Annotated in this window: 15 protein-coding genes; 9 read left to right on the plus strand and 6 right to left on the minus strand. The window is 62.4% G+C overall.

The genetic code is table 11. The features are described from left to right. Positions 1-10 precede the first annotated feature (10 nt). The 8 genes from FE240_RS13065 (at position 11) to rfaH (ending at position 6,273) form a co-directional block, all read left to right on the plus strand. The gene (locus tag FE240_RS13065; RefSeq protein WP_193001509.1) at positions 11-538 is read left to right on the plus strand and encodes a MotA/TolQ/ExbB proton channel family protein; all 528 of its coding nucleotides are present in this window, start codon (positions 11-13) and stop codon (positions 536-538) included. Positions 539-590: 52 nt separating this feature from the next. Next, positions 591-998 (plus strand): ExbD/TolR family protein, encoded by a 408-nt coding sequence (locus FE240_RS13070; protein ID WP_042046396.1) that lies wholly within the window; start codon positions 591-593, stop codon positions 996-998. A gap of 16 nt (positions 999-1,014) precedes the next feature. Next, positions 1,015-1,650, plus strand: a complete 636-nt coding sequence (locus FE240_RS13075) for an energy transducer TonB (protein WP_193001510.1) — start codon at positions 1,015-1,017, stop codon at positions 1,648-1,650. A gap of 9 nt (positions 1,651-1,659) precedes the next feature. Then, positions 1,660-2,901 (plus strand): tetratricopeptide repeat protein, encoded by a 1,242-nt coding sequence (locus FE240_RS13080; RefSeq protein WP_193001511.1) that lies wholly within the window; start codon positions 1,660-1,662, stop codon positions 2,899-2,901. Positions 2,902-3,168: 267 nt separating this feature from the next. Continuing rightward, a complete protein-coding gene (gene metN / locus FE240_RS13085) occupies positions 3,169-4,212 on the plus strand; it encodes a methionine ABC transporter ATP-binding protein MetN (protein ID WP_193001512.1) in 1,044 nt (347 codons plus the stop codon). Continuing rightward, positions 4,193-4,846, plus strand: a complete 654-nt coding sequence (locus FE240_RS13090) for a methionine ABC transporter permease (protein WP_042046403.1) — start codon at positions 4,193-4,195, stop codon at positions 4,844-4,846. The genes metN and FE240_RS13090 overlap by 20 nt, the downstream gene beginning before the upstream one ends. Before the next feature lie 29 nt (positions 4,847-4,875). After that, positions 4,876-5,676, plus strand: coding sequence for a methionine ABC transporter substrate-binding lipoprotein MetQ (gene metQ / locus FE240_RS13095; RefSeq protein WP_193001514.1), 801 nt, complete (start codon positions 4,876-4,878; stop codon positions 5,674-5,676). A 99-nt stretch (positions 5,677-5,775) separates the two neighbouring features. After that, complete coding sequence (rfaH, locus tag FE240_RS13100; RefSeq protein ID WP_193001516.1) at positions 5,776-6,273, plus strand: transcription/translation regulatory transformer protein RfaH; 498 nt, start codon at positions 5,776-5,778, stop codon at positions 6,271-6,273. A gap of 71 nt (positions 6,274-6,344) precedes the next feature. Here the strand turns inward: rfaH and FE240_RS13105 are convergent, their stop codons facing one another. From FE240_RS13105 to arcB, 3 genes are all read right to left on the minus strand, one after another. Then, positions 6,345-6,551: a hypothetical protein gene (locus tag FE240_RS13105; protein WP_193001518.1), complete on the minus strand. Its 207-nt coding sequence runs from the start codon at positions 6,549-6,551 to the stop codon at positions 6,345-6,347. A gap of 267 nt (positions 6,552-6,818) precedes the next feature. After that, positions 6,819-8,165 (minus strand): dGTPase, encoded by a 1,347-nt coding sequence (gene dgt / locus FE240_RS13110; protein WP_193001520.1) that lies wholly within the window; start codon positions 8,163-8,165, stop codon positions 6,819-6,821. A 6-nt stretch (positions 8,166-8,171) separates the two neighbouring features. Continuing rightward, the gene (arcB, locus tag FE240_RS13115) at positions 8,172-10,484 is read right to left on the minus strand and encodes an aerobic respiration two-component sensor histidine kinase ArcB (RefSeq protein WP_193001522.1); all 2,313 of its coding nucleotides are present in this window, start codon (positions 10,482-10,484) and stop codon (positions 8,172-8,174) included. A 222-nt stretch (positions 10,485-10,706) separates the two neighbouring features. On the opposite strand from arcB, the gene FE240_RS13120 reads away from it, so the two are divergent. Further along, a complete protein-coding gene (locus FE240_RS13120; RefSeq protein ID WP_042046412.1) occupies positions 10,707-11,714 on the plus strand; it encodes a DUF2860 family protein in 1,008 nt (335 codons plus the stop codon). Between the two features lie 44 nt (positions 11,715-11,758). On the opposite strand, the gene FE240_RS13125 is transcribed toward FE240_RS13120, so the two are convergent. The 3 genes from FE240_RS13125 to FE240_RS13135 form a co-directional block, all read right to left on the minus strand. Further along, complete coding sequence (locus FE240_RS13125) at positions 11,759-13,051, minus strand: NAD(P)/FAD-dependent oxidoreductase (protein ID WP_193004553.1); 1,293 nt, start codon at positions 13,049-13,051, stop codon at positions 11,759-11,761. Between the two features lie 139 nt (positions 13,052-13,190). Beyond that, complete coding sequence (gene fbaA / locus FE240_RS13130) at positions 13,191-14,270, minus strand: class II fructose-bisphosphate aldolase (protein WP_042046414.1); 1,080 nt, start codon at positions 14,268-14,270, stop codon at positions 13,191-13,193. Positions 14,271-14,384: 114 nt separating this feature from the next. Further along, positions 14,385-15,548, minus strand: coding sequence for a phosphoglycerate kinase (locus FE240_RS13135; RefSeq protein WP_042046415.1), 1,164 nt, complete (start codon positions 15,546-15,548; stop codon positions 14,385-14,387). Positions 15,549-15,561: the final 13 nt, after the last annotated feature.

Here is a 15,561-nt window from a genome sequence, read left to right on the forward strand (position 1 = left end):
GGAGACGTCCATGTGGTTCTGGTTGATTGAGGAGATTGAGGCGCTGCGCTACTTCCTTGGTCTGGGAGGAGAGGTGCTGGTTGCCCTCTTCTTCCTGACCCTGATGATGTGGGCGCTGCTGCTGGAGCGTTGGCTCTATTTCCGTACCGTCTACCCGCAACAGGTCAAGGAGACCCGCTCGCTCTGGCTGGCGCGCGGGGATCACCACTCCTGGTCGGCCAAGCAGATCCGCCGTGAGCTGGTCTCCCGGGTCGCCATGGCCGTCAACAAGGGGATGCCGATCATCAAGGTGCTGATCGCCCTGTGTCCGTTGATGGGGCTGCTGGGGACTGTGGTCGGCATGGTGCAGGTGTTTGACACCCTGGCCATCACCGGCACCGGCTCGCCGCGCGCCATGGCCTCCGGCATCTCCAAGGCCACGGTACCGACCATGGCCGGCATGGTTGCCGCCCTCTCCGGGTTGTTCTTCGTCAACCGCCTCGACCACAGAGCCAAACTGGCGGTCGAGAAGCTGGAAGACAGCCTGAAACACGGTTAATGCAGGAAGCACAGGCCGGGGCGCCCCCCCGGCCGCACAAGGAGTTCTAGCTATGAGAAAACGTCACAGCGACAGCGGGGCAGACGAGGCGGCCATCGACCTCACCCCCATGCTGGACATCGTGTTCATCATGCTCATCTTCTTCATCGTCACCACCTCCTTCGTCAAGGAGTCCGGGGTCGAGATCAACCGTCCGAGCGCCAGCACGGCCGAGACGGTGAAGAAGGGCAACATCATGGTCGCCGTGCGCGCCAATGGCCAGGTCTGGATCGACAAGCGCAGCGTCGAGGTGGGGGCCGTGCGCGCCAACGTCGAGCGGCTGCGGGCCGAAAACCCCGAGAGCGCCGTGGTGATCCAGGCCGATACCGAGTCCCGCTCCGGGCTGGTGGTCGAGGTGATGGATCAGATCCGCATGGCTGGCGTGCAGAACATCTCGATCGCCGCCAGCAAGAGCAGTTGAGGCCGGAGGGAGCCCCATGAGATACCTGATATCGCTGGTGGTCTCCTGTGTGGTGGTGTTCTTCCTGTTTCTCGGGATGAACAAGCTGATCACACCGGATCACCGGGAGCTGAGCGAGAAGGAGGAGGTCACCATGACCGACTTTATTCGCATCAAGCCCCAGGAAACTGTCCAGGAGCGGCAGCGTGAGCTGCCCAAACCGCCGCCGCTGAACCGCCCGCCCCCGCCACCCGAGATGGAGGTGGCCAGCACGGATCGGCCGCAGATGGAGAGCGCACCGATGGACATGCCCAAGCTCGACATCCCGGTCAACATAGCGGGCGGCAATGCCCTCGGCGCCTACAGCACCGGCACCGGTGGCGGCGGCGTCGGTGGCAACAACGGCGCCATCGCGCTGGCCACCTTCGAGCCCATGATGCCGCGCAAGGCAGCCCTGGCCGGGCTGGCGTCGGGCAAGGTGGTGGTGGAGTTCACCGTCACCGAGCGCGGCACCGTCACCAATATCCGTATCGTGCGAGAGGAGCCGCGCAGCTATGACCTCGGCAAGGAGGCCAGGAAGACCATCGCCAAGTGGACCTTCAAGCCGGCCATGGTCGATGGCAAGCCGCAGACGAGCCGGATGCAGCAAGAGATCGAGTTTGTGGTCAACTAAGGAGTGGCGATGAAAGGATGGAAACAGTGGGGCCTGGCCCCCGTCGCCCTGGCGGTGCTCATCAGCACTGCCCCTCGGGCGGCCGAGCAGCCGGCACTTTCAGATCGCGCCTACCGGGCGGTCAATAAGGCGCAGGCGCTGATCAGCGAGAAGCGGTACGGTGAGGCCAACGGCAAGCTGCAAGAGGCCCTGGCCGGCGCCGGCGAGCGTATCTACGACAAGGGGGTCATCTTGCAGACCCTGGGCTTCGTGGCCGCGCAGCAGGAGAAATACGGCCAGGCGACCCAGTACTTCGCCGACGCCATCGCGACCGGCGGCCTGCCGGCCCCGGTGGCTCAGCAGGTGCGCTACAACCTGGCCCAGCTCTACATGGCGCAGGGCAACTTTGGCGCCTCGGTGAAGACCATGCAGGCGTGGTTTGCCAACCTCGGCAAGGATGAGAAACCCACGCCTCATGCCTACATCACCCTGGCCAACGCCTATGTCCAGCTCAAGCAATATAAGGAGGCGATCCCGGCCGCCGATCAGGCGATCCGCCTCTCCGGCGCCAAGGCCCCCGAGTCCTGGTATCTGCTGAAGATGGGCGCCCACTATGAGCTCAAGCAGTACAAGGGGGCGACCGAGGTGCTCACCATACTGGTCGGCATGTTCCCGGAAAAGAAGAAGTACTGGACCCAGCTCTCGGCCATGCACCAGCAGGCAGGCAACGATCTCAAGGCCCTGGCGGCCCTTGAGAACGCCGACAAGCTGGGGCTGCTGACCGAGCCGGCCGAGTTGATGCGCCTTTGCAACTACCTCGCCTTCAACGGCATTCCCCACCGCGCCGCCCGCGTGATGGAGCGTGCCATGAAGGAGGGGAAACTGGCGCAAAGCGCCGCCAACCTCAAGACTCTGGCCAACTACTGGCACCAGGCCAAGGAGCTTAACCCAGCCATCGACACCATGCAGGCCTCCCTGCGCCAGTCCGGCGATCCGGAGTTGCAGCTGAAGATGGCGCGCATGATGGTGCAGGCCAAGCGCTATGGGGATCTGGTGGCGCTGGCGGGCAAACCGGCCCCCGGCGCCAGCGGCGAGCAGCGCGCCGAGCTCAAGTTCCTGGCCGGCGTCGCCCTGTTCGAGCAGGACAAGCCGAAAGAGGCGCTCACCGCCTTCAGCCAGGCGGCCCAGAACGGCAACATCAGCGGTCGCGCCACCCCCTGGATCAGCTTCCTCAAGGAGCAGGCTGGGGCCGGTGAACGCACCGCCCAATAACGCACACAGCGCGGCCCGCCCTGGCGGGCCCAGCCCCAACCTTGGTGGCTATTGACCGCTCCCCGGAGCGGTCTTTTTTATCGCTTATGCAAAGATCAGCAAAGCATTTCCTATTTTGGACGTCTAGACGTAGAAACACTCGTTGACATGGACATCCAGACATCTTAGCATCATCCACTATCTAGGCAGGGTCTGACAGCCATTCCTCTGCCCGTCATTCCAGCCTGTAGCCCCCCATACTGCAGCACAGTCAACACGGATGATTTCATGATTCAGTTGAAAGGTCTCAGCAAAGTCTATGGCGATGGCAGTGATGCCGTGTACGCCCTGCGCGAGGTGAGCCTTGACGTCCCACAGGGAAAGATCGTCGGGGTGATCGGCGCCTCGGGTGCCGGCAAGAGCACCCTGATCCGCTGCGTTAACCTGCTCGAGCGCCCGACCACGGGTCAGGTGATCGTCGACAGCCAGGATCTGACCGCCCTCTCCGCTAACGAGCTGACTCAGGCGCGCCGCCAGATCGGCATGATCTTCCAGCACTTCAACCTGCTCTCCTCGCGTACCGTCGCCGGCAACGTGGCGCTGCCACTCGAACTGGCCGGCTGGGACAAGGCGCGCATCGGCGCGCGGGTGAAGGAGCTGCTGTCTCTGGTGGGGCTGGAGCAACGCGCCCACGCCTACCCGGCCGAGCTCTCCGGCGGCCAGAAGCAGCGGGTGGCTATCGCCCGCGCCCTGGCCCCCTCCCCCAAGGTACTGCTGTGCGACGAGGCCACCTCGGCCCTCGATCCCCAGACCACCCACTCGATCCTGGCGCTGCTCAAGGAGATCAACGCCAAGCTGGGGCTGACCATACTGCTCATCACCCACGAGATGGACGTGGTCAAGCGCATCTGCGACGAGGTGGCCATCATCAGCGACGGCCGGCTGATCGAGCACGGCGAAGTGGCCTGGTTCTTCAGCCACGCCAAGACCGAGCTGGCCCGCGACTTCATCCGCTCGACCATCCACCTGCCGGTGCCTGACGAATACCAGGCCCGCCTCAGCCCGACTCGGGTCGCGCAGAGCAATCCGCTGGTCAAGCTCGGCTTTACCGGCAACACGGTCGACAGTCCGCTCATCTCCGAGGTGAGCCGCCGCTTCAACATCGACATCAGCATCCTGTCGGCCGATATCGAGTACGCCGGCGGGGTCAAGTTCGGCTTCCTGCTGGCCGAGCTGTTCGGCAGCCCGGAGCAGTGCGACGCGGCGCAGGCCTTCTTTATCGAACACCATATTCAACTGGAGGTGCTGGGCTATGTCCGAAGCAATGATTAACCTGCTCATCACCGCCCTCGGCGACACCCTCATCATGGTGGCGGCCTCGGCCCTGTTCAGCTGCCTGCTCGGCCTGCCGCTCGGCGTGGCATTGCACGTGACCAAGCGCGGCCAGATCCTGGCCAGCCCGCTGCTGAACCAGACCCTCGGGCTGGTGGTCAACGTCGGCCGCTCGGTGCCCTTCATCATCCTGCTGGTGGCCATCATCCCGCTCACCCGGCTGATCGTCGGCACCAGTATCGGCACCGCAGCCGCCGTGGTGCCGCTCACCATAGGGGCCATTCCCTTCTTCGCCCGCCTGGTGGAAGGGGCCCTGATGGAGATCCCGGAGGGGCTGGTCGAGGCGGCGCGCGCCATGGGCGCCAAACCGCTACAGATCATCGGTAAAGTGATGCTGCCCGAGGCGCTGCCCGGTATCATCAACAGCGTCACCATCACGCTGGTGACCCTGGTCAACTATTCGGCCATGGCCGGCGCCATCGGCGGCGGCGGGCTCGGTGACGTGGGGATCCGCTACGGTTATCAGCGCTTCGACCCCCTGGTCATGCTGGTCACCGTGGTGATCCTGGTTATCCTGGTCCAGCTCATTCAGAGCCTGGGTGAACATCTGGTCAAGCGGGTCGATCACCGCTGAGCCCTGTCTTTTACATTGGAGGTAAAGCTATGAAATTGGGTATCAAATCCGTTGCAGCCGCGCTGCTCGCCGCGCTGGTACTGGTGGGCTGCGGCCAAAAAGACGCTGACAAGAATCTGAAGGTCGGCGCCATCGCAGGGGCCGAGTCCGAGCTGGTCGAGACTGCCGCCAAACTCGCCAAGGAAAAATACGGCCTGAACGTGGAAGTGGTCACCTTCTCTGACTACGTCACCCCCAACGTGGCGCTCAACGACGGCAGCATCGATCTCAACGCCTTCCAGCACAAGCCCTACCTGGACGCCCAGATCCGTGATCGCGGCTTCAAGCTGGTGCCGGTCGGCAACACCTTCGTCTATCCGATCGCCGGCTACTCCAAGAAGATCAAGGCGCTCACCGAACTCAAGGATGGCGCTCAGGTCGCCGTACCGAACGATCCGACCAACCTGGGCCGCTCCCTGATCCTGCTGGCCAAGCAGGGCCTGCTGACCCTCAAGGAGGGCGCCGGTCTGGAAGCCACCGTGCTCGACATCGTGGCCAACCCGAAGAAGCTGAAGATCGTCGAACTGGAGGCCGCCCAACTGCCGCGCTCCCTGGAAGACGTGGATCTGGCGGTGATCAACAACACCTTCGCCAGCCAGATCGATCTGACCCCGACCCGCGACGGCCTGTTCGTCGAGGATAAAGACTCCCCTTACGTGAACCTGATCGTGGCCCGCGAGAACAACAAGGATGACGAGAAGGTGAAGCAGTTCGTGCAAGCCTTCCAGAGCGAAGAGGTCTTCCAGAAAGGCAACGAGCTGTTCAAGGGTGGATTGGTCAAGGGTTGGTAACAAATCCAGCAATCACACCGCTAAGGCCACGCTCAACGTGGCCTTTTTTATGGCATTCGCTATCATAGCCACAAAGCACGCGTATTTGTCTGGATCCCCATGCACCAATGGTATCTCGCCTACTGCAAAGCCAAGGAAGAGGCTCGCGCAGAGGTACACCTGAAGCTCCAGGGTATCGACTCCTACTACCCCATGGTGGAGGTGGAGAAGATAAGACGGGGCAAACGGGTCAAGGTAAAGGAACCCATGTTCCCCAACTACCTGTTCATCTATGTCGATCTCGAACTGGTGCCCCCGATCCGTATTAAATCCACCCGTGGCATCGCCCGCATCATCCAGTTCGGCGAACAGTGGACGCCGATCCCGAAAGAGCTGATCCATCGCCTGATGAGTCAGGATGACAGCGATGAGGCCCGCGCCCTCTATACGGATCTGCCGCAACCGGGCGACAAGGTCTTCATCGAGTCAGGGCCGCTGCAAGGCTTCGAGGCCATCTACCAAGAGCCCGATGGTGAGAAGCGATCCATCCTGCTGGTCAGCCTACTTAACCGCCAGACCCAGGGCAGTTTCGATAACCAGAGTTTCCGCCGCAGCTAGCGGCCCAGTGTAATGAGAACGCCCGGCCATTGGCCGGGCGTTTTGTTGTACGGGCCACGCGGGCCTGCGCACTAACGTATGGGTTCCCCAGGCCAGGGCGGTGCGACACCCATCGGCTGGGGGTGGTGACGCAAGGGCTCGGCGACGCTCAGCCCGATATCCTGACGCAGATGGGCAGAAAGGGGGAGCGGCGCCTGCCGCTCACGGCACTCCAACTCGCGCACGCGAGCGGCCAGCAACAGGGTCAGGGGACGCAATAAAATCAGTTCGATCGACATAAGATGCTCCGTTTGAACATGCGGTTCTCCCGGAGAAGAGGACATCACCCACGAGAGAACCGCGGGTGATGAAAGAGTATGGAATTACCCGTTCACGCCACGCGAAAGAGACGCACGAACATCGCCACCCAAGAGGGGGCACAGGTTCGCAGCTTGAGTCATGGAATGGCTCATGGTGATCTCCTCGCGTAAAAGTGAAACAGGTTGCAGCAATCTAAATCAGGCCGCCCGGCCGGACAATGGCGCCCCCCCGATTGGGGGAGAGGCTCAGGCGCCGGCCGAGAGCAGGCGGTACTCCGCCAGCGCATAGGTGTCGGTCATGCCGCTCACGTAGTCGATGAGCAGACGCACCCGGTAGTACCACTCCTGATCGTGCGCGTCAGCAAAGCGGGCATCAGGGTGCGCCAGCGCTCTGTGATAGGCCCGCACATGGCGTGCCGAGAGGCGGTGACACAGCCGCCTAGCCAGGAAACTGCTAGGGCCTCCATTGCCCTCAAGCACGGCCTGGAACTCTGAGCCCGGTAGCGCCAGCAAGGTGGCGTAGGTGCCGAGGATGCCACGCAGCGCGGCAAAGCCCTCCAGCTCAAGCGACTCCACCTCGCGCCGCTTGAACACATGGCGGCGCGCCACCTGGCGCAAGGTCTCAAGGGCCTGGGCCGCCGGGCTCTGGCCGTGCAGCAGCGGCTCATCGTGGCGGCCCGCCAGAATCGCATCGTGATGGGCGAGGTAGGTCTGGGCGGCCAGCGCCACCAGATCGCGCTCCAGCGCAAAGCGAAACGCCGGAAAGAAGCCATCGCAACTCTGCTCGGCCTGGGTGATGAGGGTGGCCATGTAGTTGTCTGGCTGAGCCTCGTGCAGGGCCGCCAGCAGCTCGACATGGGAGAGCAGGCGGCGATCCACTGCATCCTCCAGATCGGCGATGCAGTAAGAGACGTCGTCGGCCGCCTCCATGATGTACACCAGCGGGTGGCGACTGCCGGGGGCCAGCCCGAGACGCCTGGCCACCTCCTCCATCACAGGAGCCTCGCTTAAGTAGACCCCGCGCTTGGCACGCCACCCCTGCGCCTCGGCCCCCCCCGGATATTTACACAAGGCCGCCAACTGGCCGAGGGTGAGATCCAGCTCATGCAGGTGGTGCACCAGGCGCAGGCTCTGGGCATTGCCATCGAAATGGCAAAGATCGGTGAAAAAGGGCTCCCATGCCGCGCTCATGGCGCGCCCCAGAGCCTGTGGGTAGAGCGCCGGTAAGTGCTGCTGGCACCATGCCCCAATCACCTGCTCGCCGAAGTGACCGAACGGCGGGTTGCCCACGTCGTGTAGCAGGCAGGACATCTCCACCAGGCTCAGCAGGGTCATCGGCGGAACACCGGGATCGGGCATGCGGGCCAAGATGGCCAGCACGATGCGCCGGCCCGTCTCCTGCACCTCAAGCGAGTGAGTCAGGCGGCTGCGCACCGAGGCCTGCACATCGAGGGGGAAGACCTGGGTCTTCTGTTGCAGGCGGCGCACCGGGGCGGCCTGCACAATGCGAGCACGATCGCGCTCGGTGGCCTCAAGCAGCCCCTCGTCAACTCGCTGGTGCCAGCGCAGGGGCGGAATCAATCTCTGGTACATCGCTTATTACTCCCTCAGCCAGTCGCGCAGGCGGGCCAGATCGCCTGGGTATTCACGGCGCATCGCCTCAATCCAGTCCTCGACGTTTTCCCACCATGCCGGCAGATCCGGGCTCTGGATTTGCTGGGCCAGTTGCTGGATACGGTGCAGACCGATGGAGCCGGCGGCGCCCTTGATCTTGTGGGCCTCTTCGGCAATGCCCTGCTGGTCGCGGGCCACCATGTTGGAATCGAGCACCGCCATGTAGTCCGGCATCATCTTCTCAAACAGATCGACGCTCGAGCGCAGCACCGGTTTGCCCACGGCCGCGGCATAATCCGTGAGGAAGGAGAGATCGAGCACCTCGTCATCCACGCAGGCCTGCGCCGCCTCGCCCTCGCTCTCGATACCGCCAAATAGCCGCCCCAGTACATCGCGCACCGCCGCAGAGCGCAGCGGCTTGCGGATCACATCGGCCATGCCACGGGCCAGATAGGTGTGGCGATCGGTCACCAGGTTGGCCGTCAGCGCCACCATGGGCGGCAGGCTGTCGCCATAACGGGCCAGCAGCCGCTCGGCGATGTCAAAGCCGGTCATGTCCGGCAACTGGATGTCGAGCAGGATCAAGTCAAAATCATCTGGATTGGCACGGATCAACGCCTCAGCACCGTTGCGAGCCACCTCCACCCGATGGCCAAACTTGGCCAGCAGGGCGCACGCCACCGTGACGTTGAGTTCCACATCTTCCACTAACAGAATATCGAGCGGCGAAACCACCAGTTCGGCCTCCCGGCCTGACGGCGCCTCGGCCAGCTCGACCTCCAGCTCCACCGTGAAACAGGCCCCCTCGCCCAGATCGCTGTCGACCGTCAGGGTTCCCCCCATCGCCTGCACCAGTTGCCGGGAGACCGCCAGCCCGATCCCGGTGCCGATGGCCTGCTGTTGCTGCCCCTGCACCTGATAGTAGAGGGCGAAGATCTTCTCCTGCTCGCTGCGAGCAATCCCGACGCCGGTATCCTCCACCTCGAAGTGCAGCGCCAGGTGGTGCTTATCCTCATCAAGATGGGTCAGGCAGCGGATGGTGACGCCGCCGCTCTCGGTGAACTTGACCGCATTGCCCACCAGATTCCACAACACCTGACGCAGCCGGGTGCCGTCGGCCAGCACAAACTGGGGGATCTCTCCATCCCGGTCAAAGTGCAGATAGAGCCCCTTCTGCTCGGCTTGAATGCGCGACAGCATCTCCAGCTCATCGAGCAAGGCAGGCAGTTCGAGCTGGGCCGGTGCAATCTCGAGGCGGCGGCGGTCGAGCTTATCCAGATCGATGATGTCGTTGAAGATGTTGCCGAGGGTCACGGCGCTTAAGTGAATGGTCTTGAGCTGCTGCTGACGGGTCTCATCGAGGGGGGTATCAAGCAGAATGCGGCTTAACCCCACTATGCCGTTGAGCGGCGTGCGCAGCTCATGGCTGATAGTGGAAATAAAGGTGGTCTTGTCACGGCTCGCCTTCTCAATTTTGTCCTGATATTGCTTGCGCTCGGTGATGTCGCGGCCAAAGCCAAGCAGGCCGAGGCGCTTGCCGAAACGATCGAAGAAAGGCACCTTGCGCAGCTCGAAGTACGCCTTGCGCCCATCAGGGTATTCCAGCCACTGCTCGTAGGTGAGCGACTGATTGTCGGCAAACACCTGGCGATCGGTCTCCACCACCTTGGCCGCGATATCTTCCTTGTAAACGTCAAAGGGTGTCAGACCGATAAGTTCGGCCTCACTGCGCCCGGTCAGCTCCTCCATGGCCCGGTTGCAGCCGGAGAACTGCTCCTTGTCGTTGCGGTAGTAGACCAGATCGGGGGAGCAGTCGATAAAAGAGCGCAGCAGGGCGGTGCGCTCCTCGAGGTTGAGTTGGGCCTTCTCGCGCTGGAACACCTCGTTCTCGAGATCCTCGATGGCCTGCTGGCGCGCCGCCTCGAGGCGCTGGGTCTGGGCTATCTGGGCGTTGAGCTGGGTGATGTTCTCCTGCAACTGGCGGTTGAGCTCAAGATCGCGCTCGCGCATCTCTTGCAGCTTGCGCACCATGCGGCTCAGGCGCTGGCGCGAATCCTCCAGCTGATCCACCACGATGGAGAGGAAGTAGACCGCCCAGGGCGTCACCAGCAGACCGAAAAAAACCGAACGCACCAGGTCGACCATGTCGACCGCTCCGCGCAGAAACAGAGTGACGCCCATCTGGATGGCCACCGCCAGCACTATGATGCCGGCCGCCAGCAGCATGCTGAAACGCACCAGCCCGAGTCGGGTCATCAGATCGACATAATATTGAGCCCACGACTTGATCTGTTTCATCCATTCGCACTCTTGTCACAATTGCGCCTCAGCATACCAGCCTGGGGGGGGCGACTCACCTGTTGCCGTCTCCAAGTTGTGCGCGAGCACACTTTAGGGTTTACTCTGCTCGTCACGGCGTCACCGTTTAGCGCGGCCACGCCCCTCAAACAGCCTGAGTTCAGCTTGCACGATTAGACTGCGAGCCCCAGGCTACTCTTCCCGCAGTGGAGACAAGATCACATGACCAAATATTCTCTGGTCGCATTGGCCATTCTCGGCGCCCAGGCAGCCCAGGCCGATGTCCTGACCATCCCCAATGAATCCGGTTTCTCCGGCTTTGTCATGGCAGGCGTCACAGCCCAGGAGTACCAGTCCAACTTCTTCAAAGGCGACAAGGGCGAAGCCAAGATTGACTCGGTCTTCCAGTCCCCCTCCCATGAAAGCTCGGTGCAGCCGCTGCTCGGCGCGGATCTGCGTTACACCTTCGCCGATACCCGCACCCAGCTGTTTCTCGGCAACCTGATCCAAGACGCGGTGCGCTATGACCTCGCCCAGCAGTTTGGCGTGCGCCAGCAGGTGGGCACCTATGGCATCCTCTCTGCCGGTTATGTCTTCTCCGCCATGCCCGCCAAGACCTGGGCCGACCCCTATCAGGTCGGTCGCAATCGCAGCAAGACCGACTACAAGACCCAAGGCGCCCGTTTCGCCTGGGATGACATCGGCGGCAGCCACGTCAACCTGGCTTATACCTGGCGCACCAGCAAGGTCGACAGCGAGCGCAGCGGCGAGCAGCTGATCAGCCTGGGTCAGCTGACCCGTGACGAGGCCAACTTGCTGGATCGCAACGGCAACCTGCACCGGGTCGAACTCTCCTATGACTGGCGTCTGCAACAAGATCAGACCCTGACCCCGGCCATCATCTACAAGCGCGCCGATCTCGACGGCAAGGCCGAAAGCAGCGACACCACCCACCTGCAACTGACCTATGCCAAGACCGGCCCGCAGTGGAGCCTGGTTGGCAACGTCTTTGGCGGCAAGCGCAGCTATGACGAAGCCAACCCCATCTATGGCAAGAAGGCCAATGCAGACGAGTGGGGCCTCAACGGCACCTTCTTCTGGCACCAGCTGTTTGGTGTCGACAAGCTGAGCGGCGTGCTGAGCGCCGGCTGGGCCGAATCCAACTCGGATATCAATTTCTACGACACCGAGATGAGCACCTTCAGTGCCGGCCTGATGTACAGCCTGTAAGGCCCATCACGAAAAAGAGGCTCCCCGCGGGGAGCCTCTTTTTTTTACAGCCAATCCTTGAGGCGATACCAGAGCATGCCAAGGGCCAGCAGGGGGGAGCGCAAGTGCCGCCCTCCCGGAAAACGCCGATGTGGCACGCAAGCGAACAGCTCAAAGCCGCGACTCTGACCGTGGATCGCCTCGGCCACCAGCTTGGCCGCCAGATGGGTGGCATTGAGCCCGTGCCCGGAGTAGGCCTGGGCGTAAAAGACGTTGGGGTGATCCAAAAGGCGCCCGATCTGGGGCAGGCGGTTGGCGCCGATCCCCAGCATGCCGCCCCAGGCAAACTCGATACCGACCCCGGCCAGCTCGGGGAACACCCGCAGCAGCTTGGGCAGCATGAACGCCCTGATGTCCTTCGGATCGCGCCCCGAATAGTTGCACGCCCCGCCAAACAGCAGACGCCCATCGGCCGACAGGCGATAGTAGTCGAGCGCCACGTTCTGGTCACACACCGCCATGTTCTGTGGCAACAATCGCTCCCGCAGCCGCCTGGGCAGCACCTCGGTGGCGAGGAGGTAGGAGCCCGCCGGCAGCACCTGGGCCCCGAGCCTCGGATGCAGCTCGCCAAGATAGGCGTTGCAGCCGAGCACCAGGGTCTCGGCCTCGACCCGGCCATAGCGGGTGGTGACCGCCACTTTCCGGCCATAGTCGATGCGAGTCACCAGCGAGTGTTCGTGGATGCGAGCCCCCAGCGAGGCGGCGGCGCGCGCCTCGCCAAGCGCCAGGTTGAGCGGATGCAGGTGGCCTGAGCCCATGTCGACCAGACCGCCGATGTAGCGATCCGAGCCGACGATACGGTGGATCTCGGCGCGCTCCACCTGACGCAGCGCGAAGGGGTAGCCGAGCGCCTCAAGGTGGCGCTGCTCCTGCTCAAACTCCACCAGATGGCGCCACTTGGTCGCCAGATCGCAGTAACCGAGCCGCAAGTCACAGTCGATACCAAAGCGGGCGATGCGATCCTTGACCAGCTGCACCGCCTCGATCCCCATCAGATCGAGCGCCCTAACCCCTTCCGCGCCGAGGTAGCGGGAAAACTGGCGGGTGTCGTGACCGATGCCGCGAATGAGCTGGCCCCCGTTGCGCCCGGAGGCCCCCCAGCCGATGCGCCGCCCCTCCAGCAGTACCACGGAGTAACCGAGCTCGGCTAAGTTGATGGCCGTGTTGAGGCCGGTAAACCCACCGCCGACGACACACACGTCGGCGCTGAGCTCCCCTTCCAGCTCTGGCCAGGTGGCGTCATCGTTGCGAGTGGCGGCGTAATAGGAGTGGGTATGCTCGAGGGAGCCTGGCGTCATCATCAGCATCCTGCCTATGAGTGGGTGCTTACCAAGCTAAACGAAAAGGGGGAGGCTGCCCACCTCTGTGGCCGTGATGCCCTTCAAACAAAAACAAAGGGCGCCCCGAAGGGCGCCCTGTTTCACTCGATGAGCTGGATTACAGCACGTCGATGGCGTTCAGGTCGGAGAAAGCCCCTTCCAGACGCTTGATCATGGTCACTTGACCGGCACGCAGCCATACGCGCGGATCGTAGAACTTCTTGTTCGGCTTGTCGGCACCTTCCGGGTTGCCCAGCTGGCCTTGCAGGTAGGCTTCGTTGGTCTTGTAGAAGTCCAGCACGCCTTCCCAGGTTGCCCACTGGGTGTCGGTGTCGATGTTCATCTTCACCACGCCGTAGGAGATGGATTCGCGGATCTCTTCCAGGGTAGAGCCGGAGCCACCGTGGAACACGAAGTCCAGGCTCTTAGCCGGGATACCGAACTTCTCGGAAACGAACTTCTGGGAAGCATCCAGGATGGACGGGGTCAGCTTGACGTTACCCGGCTTGTAAACACCGTGTACGTTGCCGAAGGAGGCAGCGATGGTGAAACGCGGGCTGATCTTGGACAGACGCTCGTAGGCGTAGGCCACGTCTTCCGGCTGAGTGTACAGGGCGGATTGATCCATGTGGCTGTTGTCCACACCGTCTTCCTCGCCACCGGTGCAACCCAGTTCCAGCTCCAGAGTCATGCCCATCTTGGCCATGCGCTCGAGGTACTTGCAGCAGATGTCGATGTTCTCTTCCAGGGTCTCTTCGGAGAGATCCAGCATGTGGGAGGAGAACAGCGGCTTGCCGGTTTCGGCGAAGTGCTTCTCACCGGCGTCCAGCAGACCGTCGATCCACGGCAGCAGCTTCTTGGCAGCGTGGTCGGTGTGCAGGATCACCGGAACACCGTAGGCTTCAGCCACGGCGTGAACGTGCTTAGCACCCGCGATGGCGCCCAGGACAGCAGCCTGTTGGCCTTCCAGCTTCAGACCCTTACCGGCGAAGAACACGGCGCCGCCGTTGGAGAACTGAACGATGACCGGAGCCTTCACCTTAGCGGCAGCTTCCAGTACGGCGTTGACGGAGTCGGTACCAACGCAGTTGACGGCCGGCAGGGCAAAGCCGTTTTCCTTGGCGACTGCGAATACCTTCTGTACGTCATCACCAGTCAGTACACCGGGTTTAACGAAGTCGAAAATCTTCTTAGACATGTTTCTCGTCCTATTCTCGTATGCCGAAAAAAATGGGGGGTTCATCATGAACCGGCAAGGCGGCCACATGATAAACGAAACGGGAGGCTTTTGCCCCCCGTTTCGGGTCACGAATTACGCTTTAGCACGCTCTTCCAGGATGGCAACAGCCGGCAGCTTCTTGCCTTCTACGAACTCCAGGAAGGCGCCGCCGCCAGTGGAGATGTAGGAGACCTTGTCGGCGATGCCGAACTTGTCGATAGCAGCCAGGGTGTCACCACCGCCAGCGATGGAGAAGGCCGGGGATTCGGCGATCGCACGGGCGATCACTTCGGTACCCTTGGCGAACTGGTCGAACTCGAACACACCGACCGGGCCGTTCCACAGGATGGTCTTGGCGTTCATGATGATGTCAGCCAGCGCCTTGGCAGAATCCGGGCCGATATCGAAGATCATGTCGTCGTCAGCCACGTCAGAAACCGACTTGGTGGTGGCCGGAGTGGACTCGGAGAACTCTTTACCAACCACGACGTCGGTAGTAGCCGGAATGGAGGTCTCGGCAGCCAGCTTCTTGGCGGTATCGAGCAGGTCGTGTTCGCACAGGGACTTACCGACGTTGTGACCGGCAGCAGCGATGAAGGTGTTGGCGATGCCACCACCGACCACCAGCTGGTCAGCAATCTTGGAGAGGGACTCCAGTACGGTCAGCTTGGTGGACACCTTGGAACCACCAACGATGGCCACCATCGGGCGAGCCGGGTTGTCCATGGCCTTGCCGAGGGCTTCCAGTTCACCAGCCAGCAGAGGACCGGCGCAGGCGATCGGAGCAAACTGGGCCACACCGTAGGTGGAACCTTCGGCGCGGTGAGCGGTACCGAATGCGTCCATTACAAACACGTCGCACAGCGCGGCGTACTTACGGGCCAGCTCTTCGGCGTTCTTCTTCTCGCCCTTGTTGAAGCGGCAGTTTTCCAGTACGACCAGCTCACCGGCGGCGACATCAACGCCATCCAGGTAATCCTTGGCCAGGGTCACCTTGCAGGACAGCGCGTCTTTCAGATAGTTAACAACCGGAGCCAGGGAGAACTCTTCGTTGTACTCGCCTTCGGTCGGACGACCCAGGTGGGAGGTGATCATCAGCTTGGCGCCCTTTTCCAGAGCCAGCTTGATGGTCGGCAGGGTGGCGACAATACGTGCATCGGAAGTGACCTTGCCGTCTTTTACCGGCACGTTCAGGTCAGCACGGATCAGAACGCGTTTGCCCGCCAGATCCAGGTCGGTCATCTTGATAACAGACATATACAGTCCTCTA

Source organism: Aeromonas simiae (genome assembly GCF_014892695.1).
GTDB classification, from domain to species: domain Bacteria; phylum Pseudomonadota; class Gammaproteobacteria; order Enterobacterales; family Aeromonadaceae; genus Aeromonas; species Aeromonas simiae.

Coding starts and splice junctions, on each gene's coding strand:
- FE240_RS13105 (WP_193001518.1), bottom strand. CDS start 6,551: ATGTCGATCGAACTGATTTTATTGCGTCCCCTGACCCTGTTGCTGGCC.
- arcB (WP_193001522.1), bottom strand. CDS start 10,484: ATGAAACAGATCAAGTCGTGGGCTCAATATTATGTCGATCTGATGACC.
- FE240_RS13080 (WP_193001511.1), top strand. CDS start 1,660: ATGAAAGGATGGAAACAGTGGGGCCTGGCCCCCGTCGCCCTGGCGGTG.
- metN (WP_193001512.1), top strand. CDS start 3,169: ATGATTCAGTTGAAAGGTCTCAGCAAAGTCTATGGCGATGGCAGTGAT.
- FE240_RS13125 (WP_193004553.1), bottom strand. CDS start 13,051: ATGACGCCAGGCTCCCTCGAGCATACCCACTCCTATTACGCCGCCACT.
- dgt (WP_193001520.1), bottom strand. CDS start 8,165: ATGTACCAGAGATTGATTCCGCCCCTGCGCTGGCACCAGCGAGTTGAC.
- FE240_RS13075 (WP_193001510.1), top strand. CDS start 1,015: ATGAGATACCTGATATCGCTGGTGGTCTCCTGTGTGGTGGTGTTCTTC.
- FE240_RS13120 (WP_042046412.1), top strand. CDS start 10,707: ATGACCAAATATTCTCTGGTCGCATTGGCCATTCTCGGCGCCCAGGCA.
- fbaA (WP_042046414.1), bottom strand. CDS start 14,270: ATGTCTAAGAAGATTTTCGACTTCGTTAAACCCGGTGTACTGACTGGT.
- FE240_RS13090 (WP_042046403.1), top strand. CDS start 4,193: ATGTCCGAAGCAATGATTAACCTGCTCATCACCGCCCTCGGCGACACC.
- FE240_RS13070 (WP_042046396.1), top strand. CDS start 591: ATGAGAAAACGTCACAGCGACAGCGGGGCAGACGAGGCGGCCATCGAC.
- metQ (WP_193001514.1), top strand. CDS start 4,876: ATGAAATTGGGTATCAAATCCGTTGCAGCCGCGCTGCTCGCCGCGCTG.
- FE240_RS13065 (WP_193001509.1), top strand. CDS start 11: ATGTGGTTCTGGTTGATTGAGGAGATTGAGGCGCTGCGCTACTTCCTT.
- FE240_RS13135 (WP_042046415.1), bottom strand. CDS start 15,548: ATGTCTGTTATCAAGATGACCGACCTGGATCTGGCGGGCAAACGCGTT.
- rfaH (WP_193001516.1), top strand. CDS start 5,776: ATGCACCAATGGTATCTCGCCTACTGCAAAGCCAAGGAAGAGGCTCGC.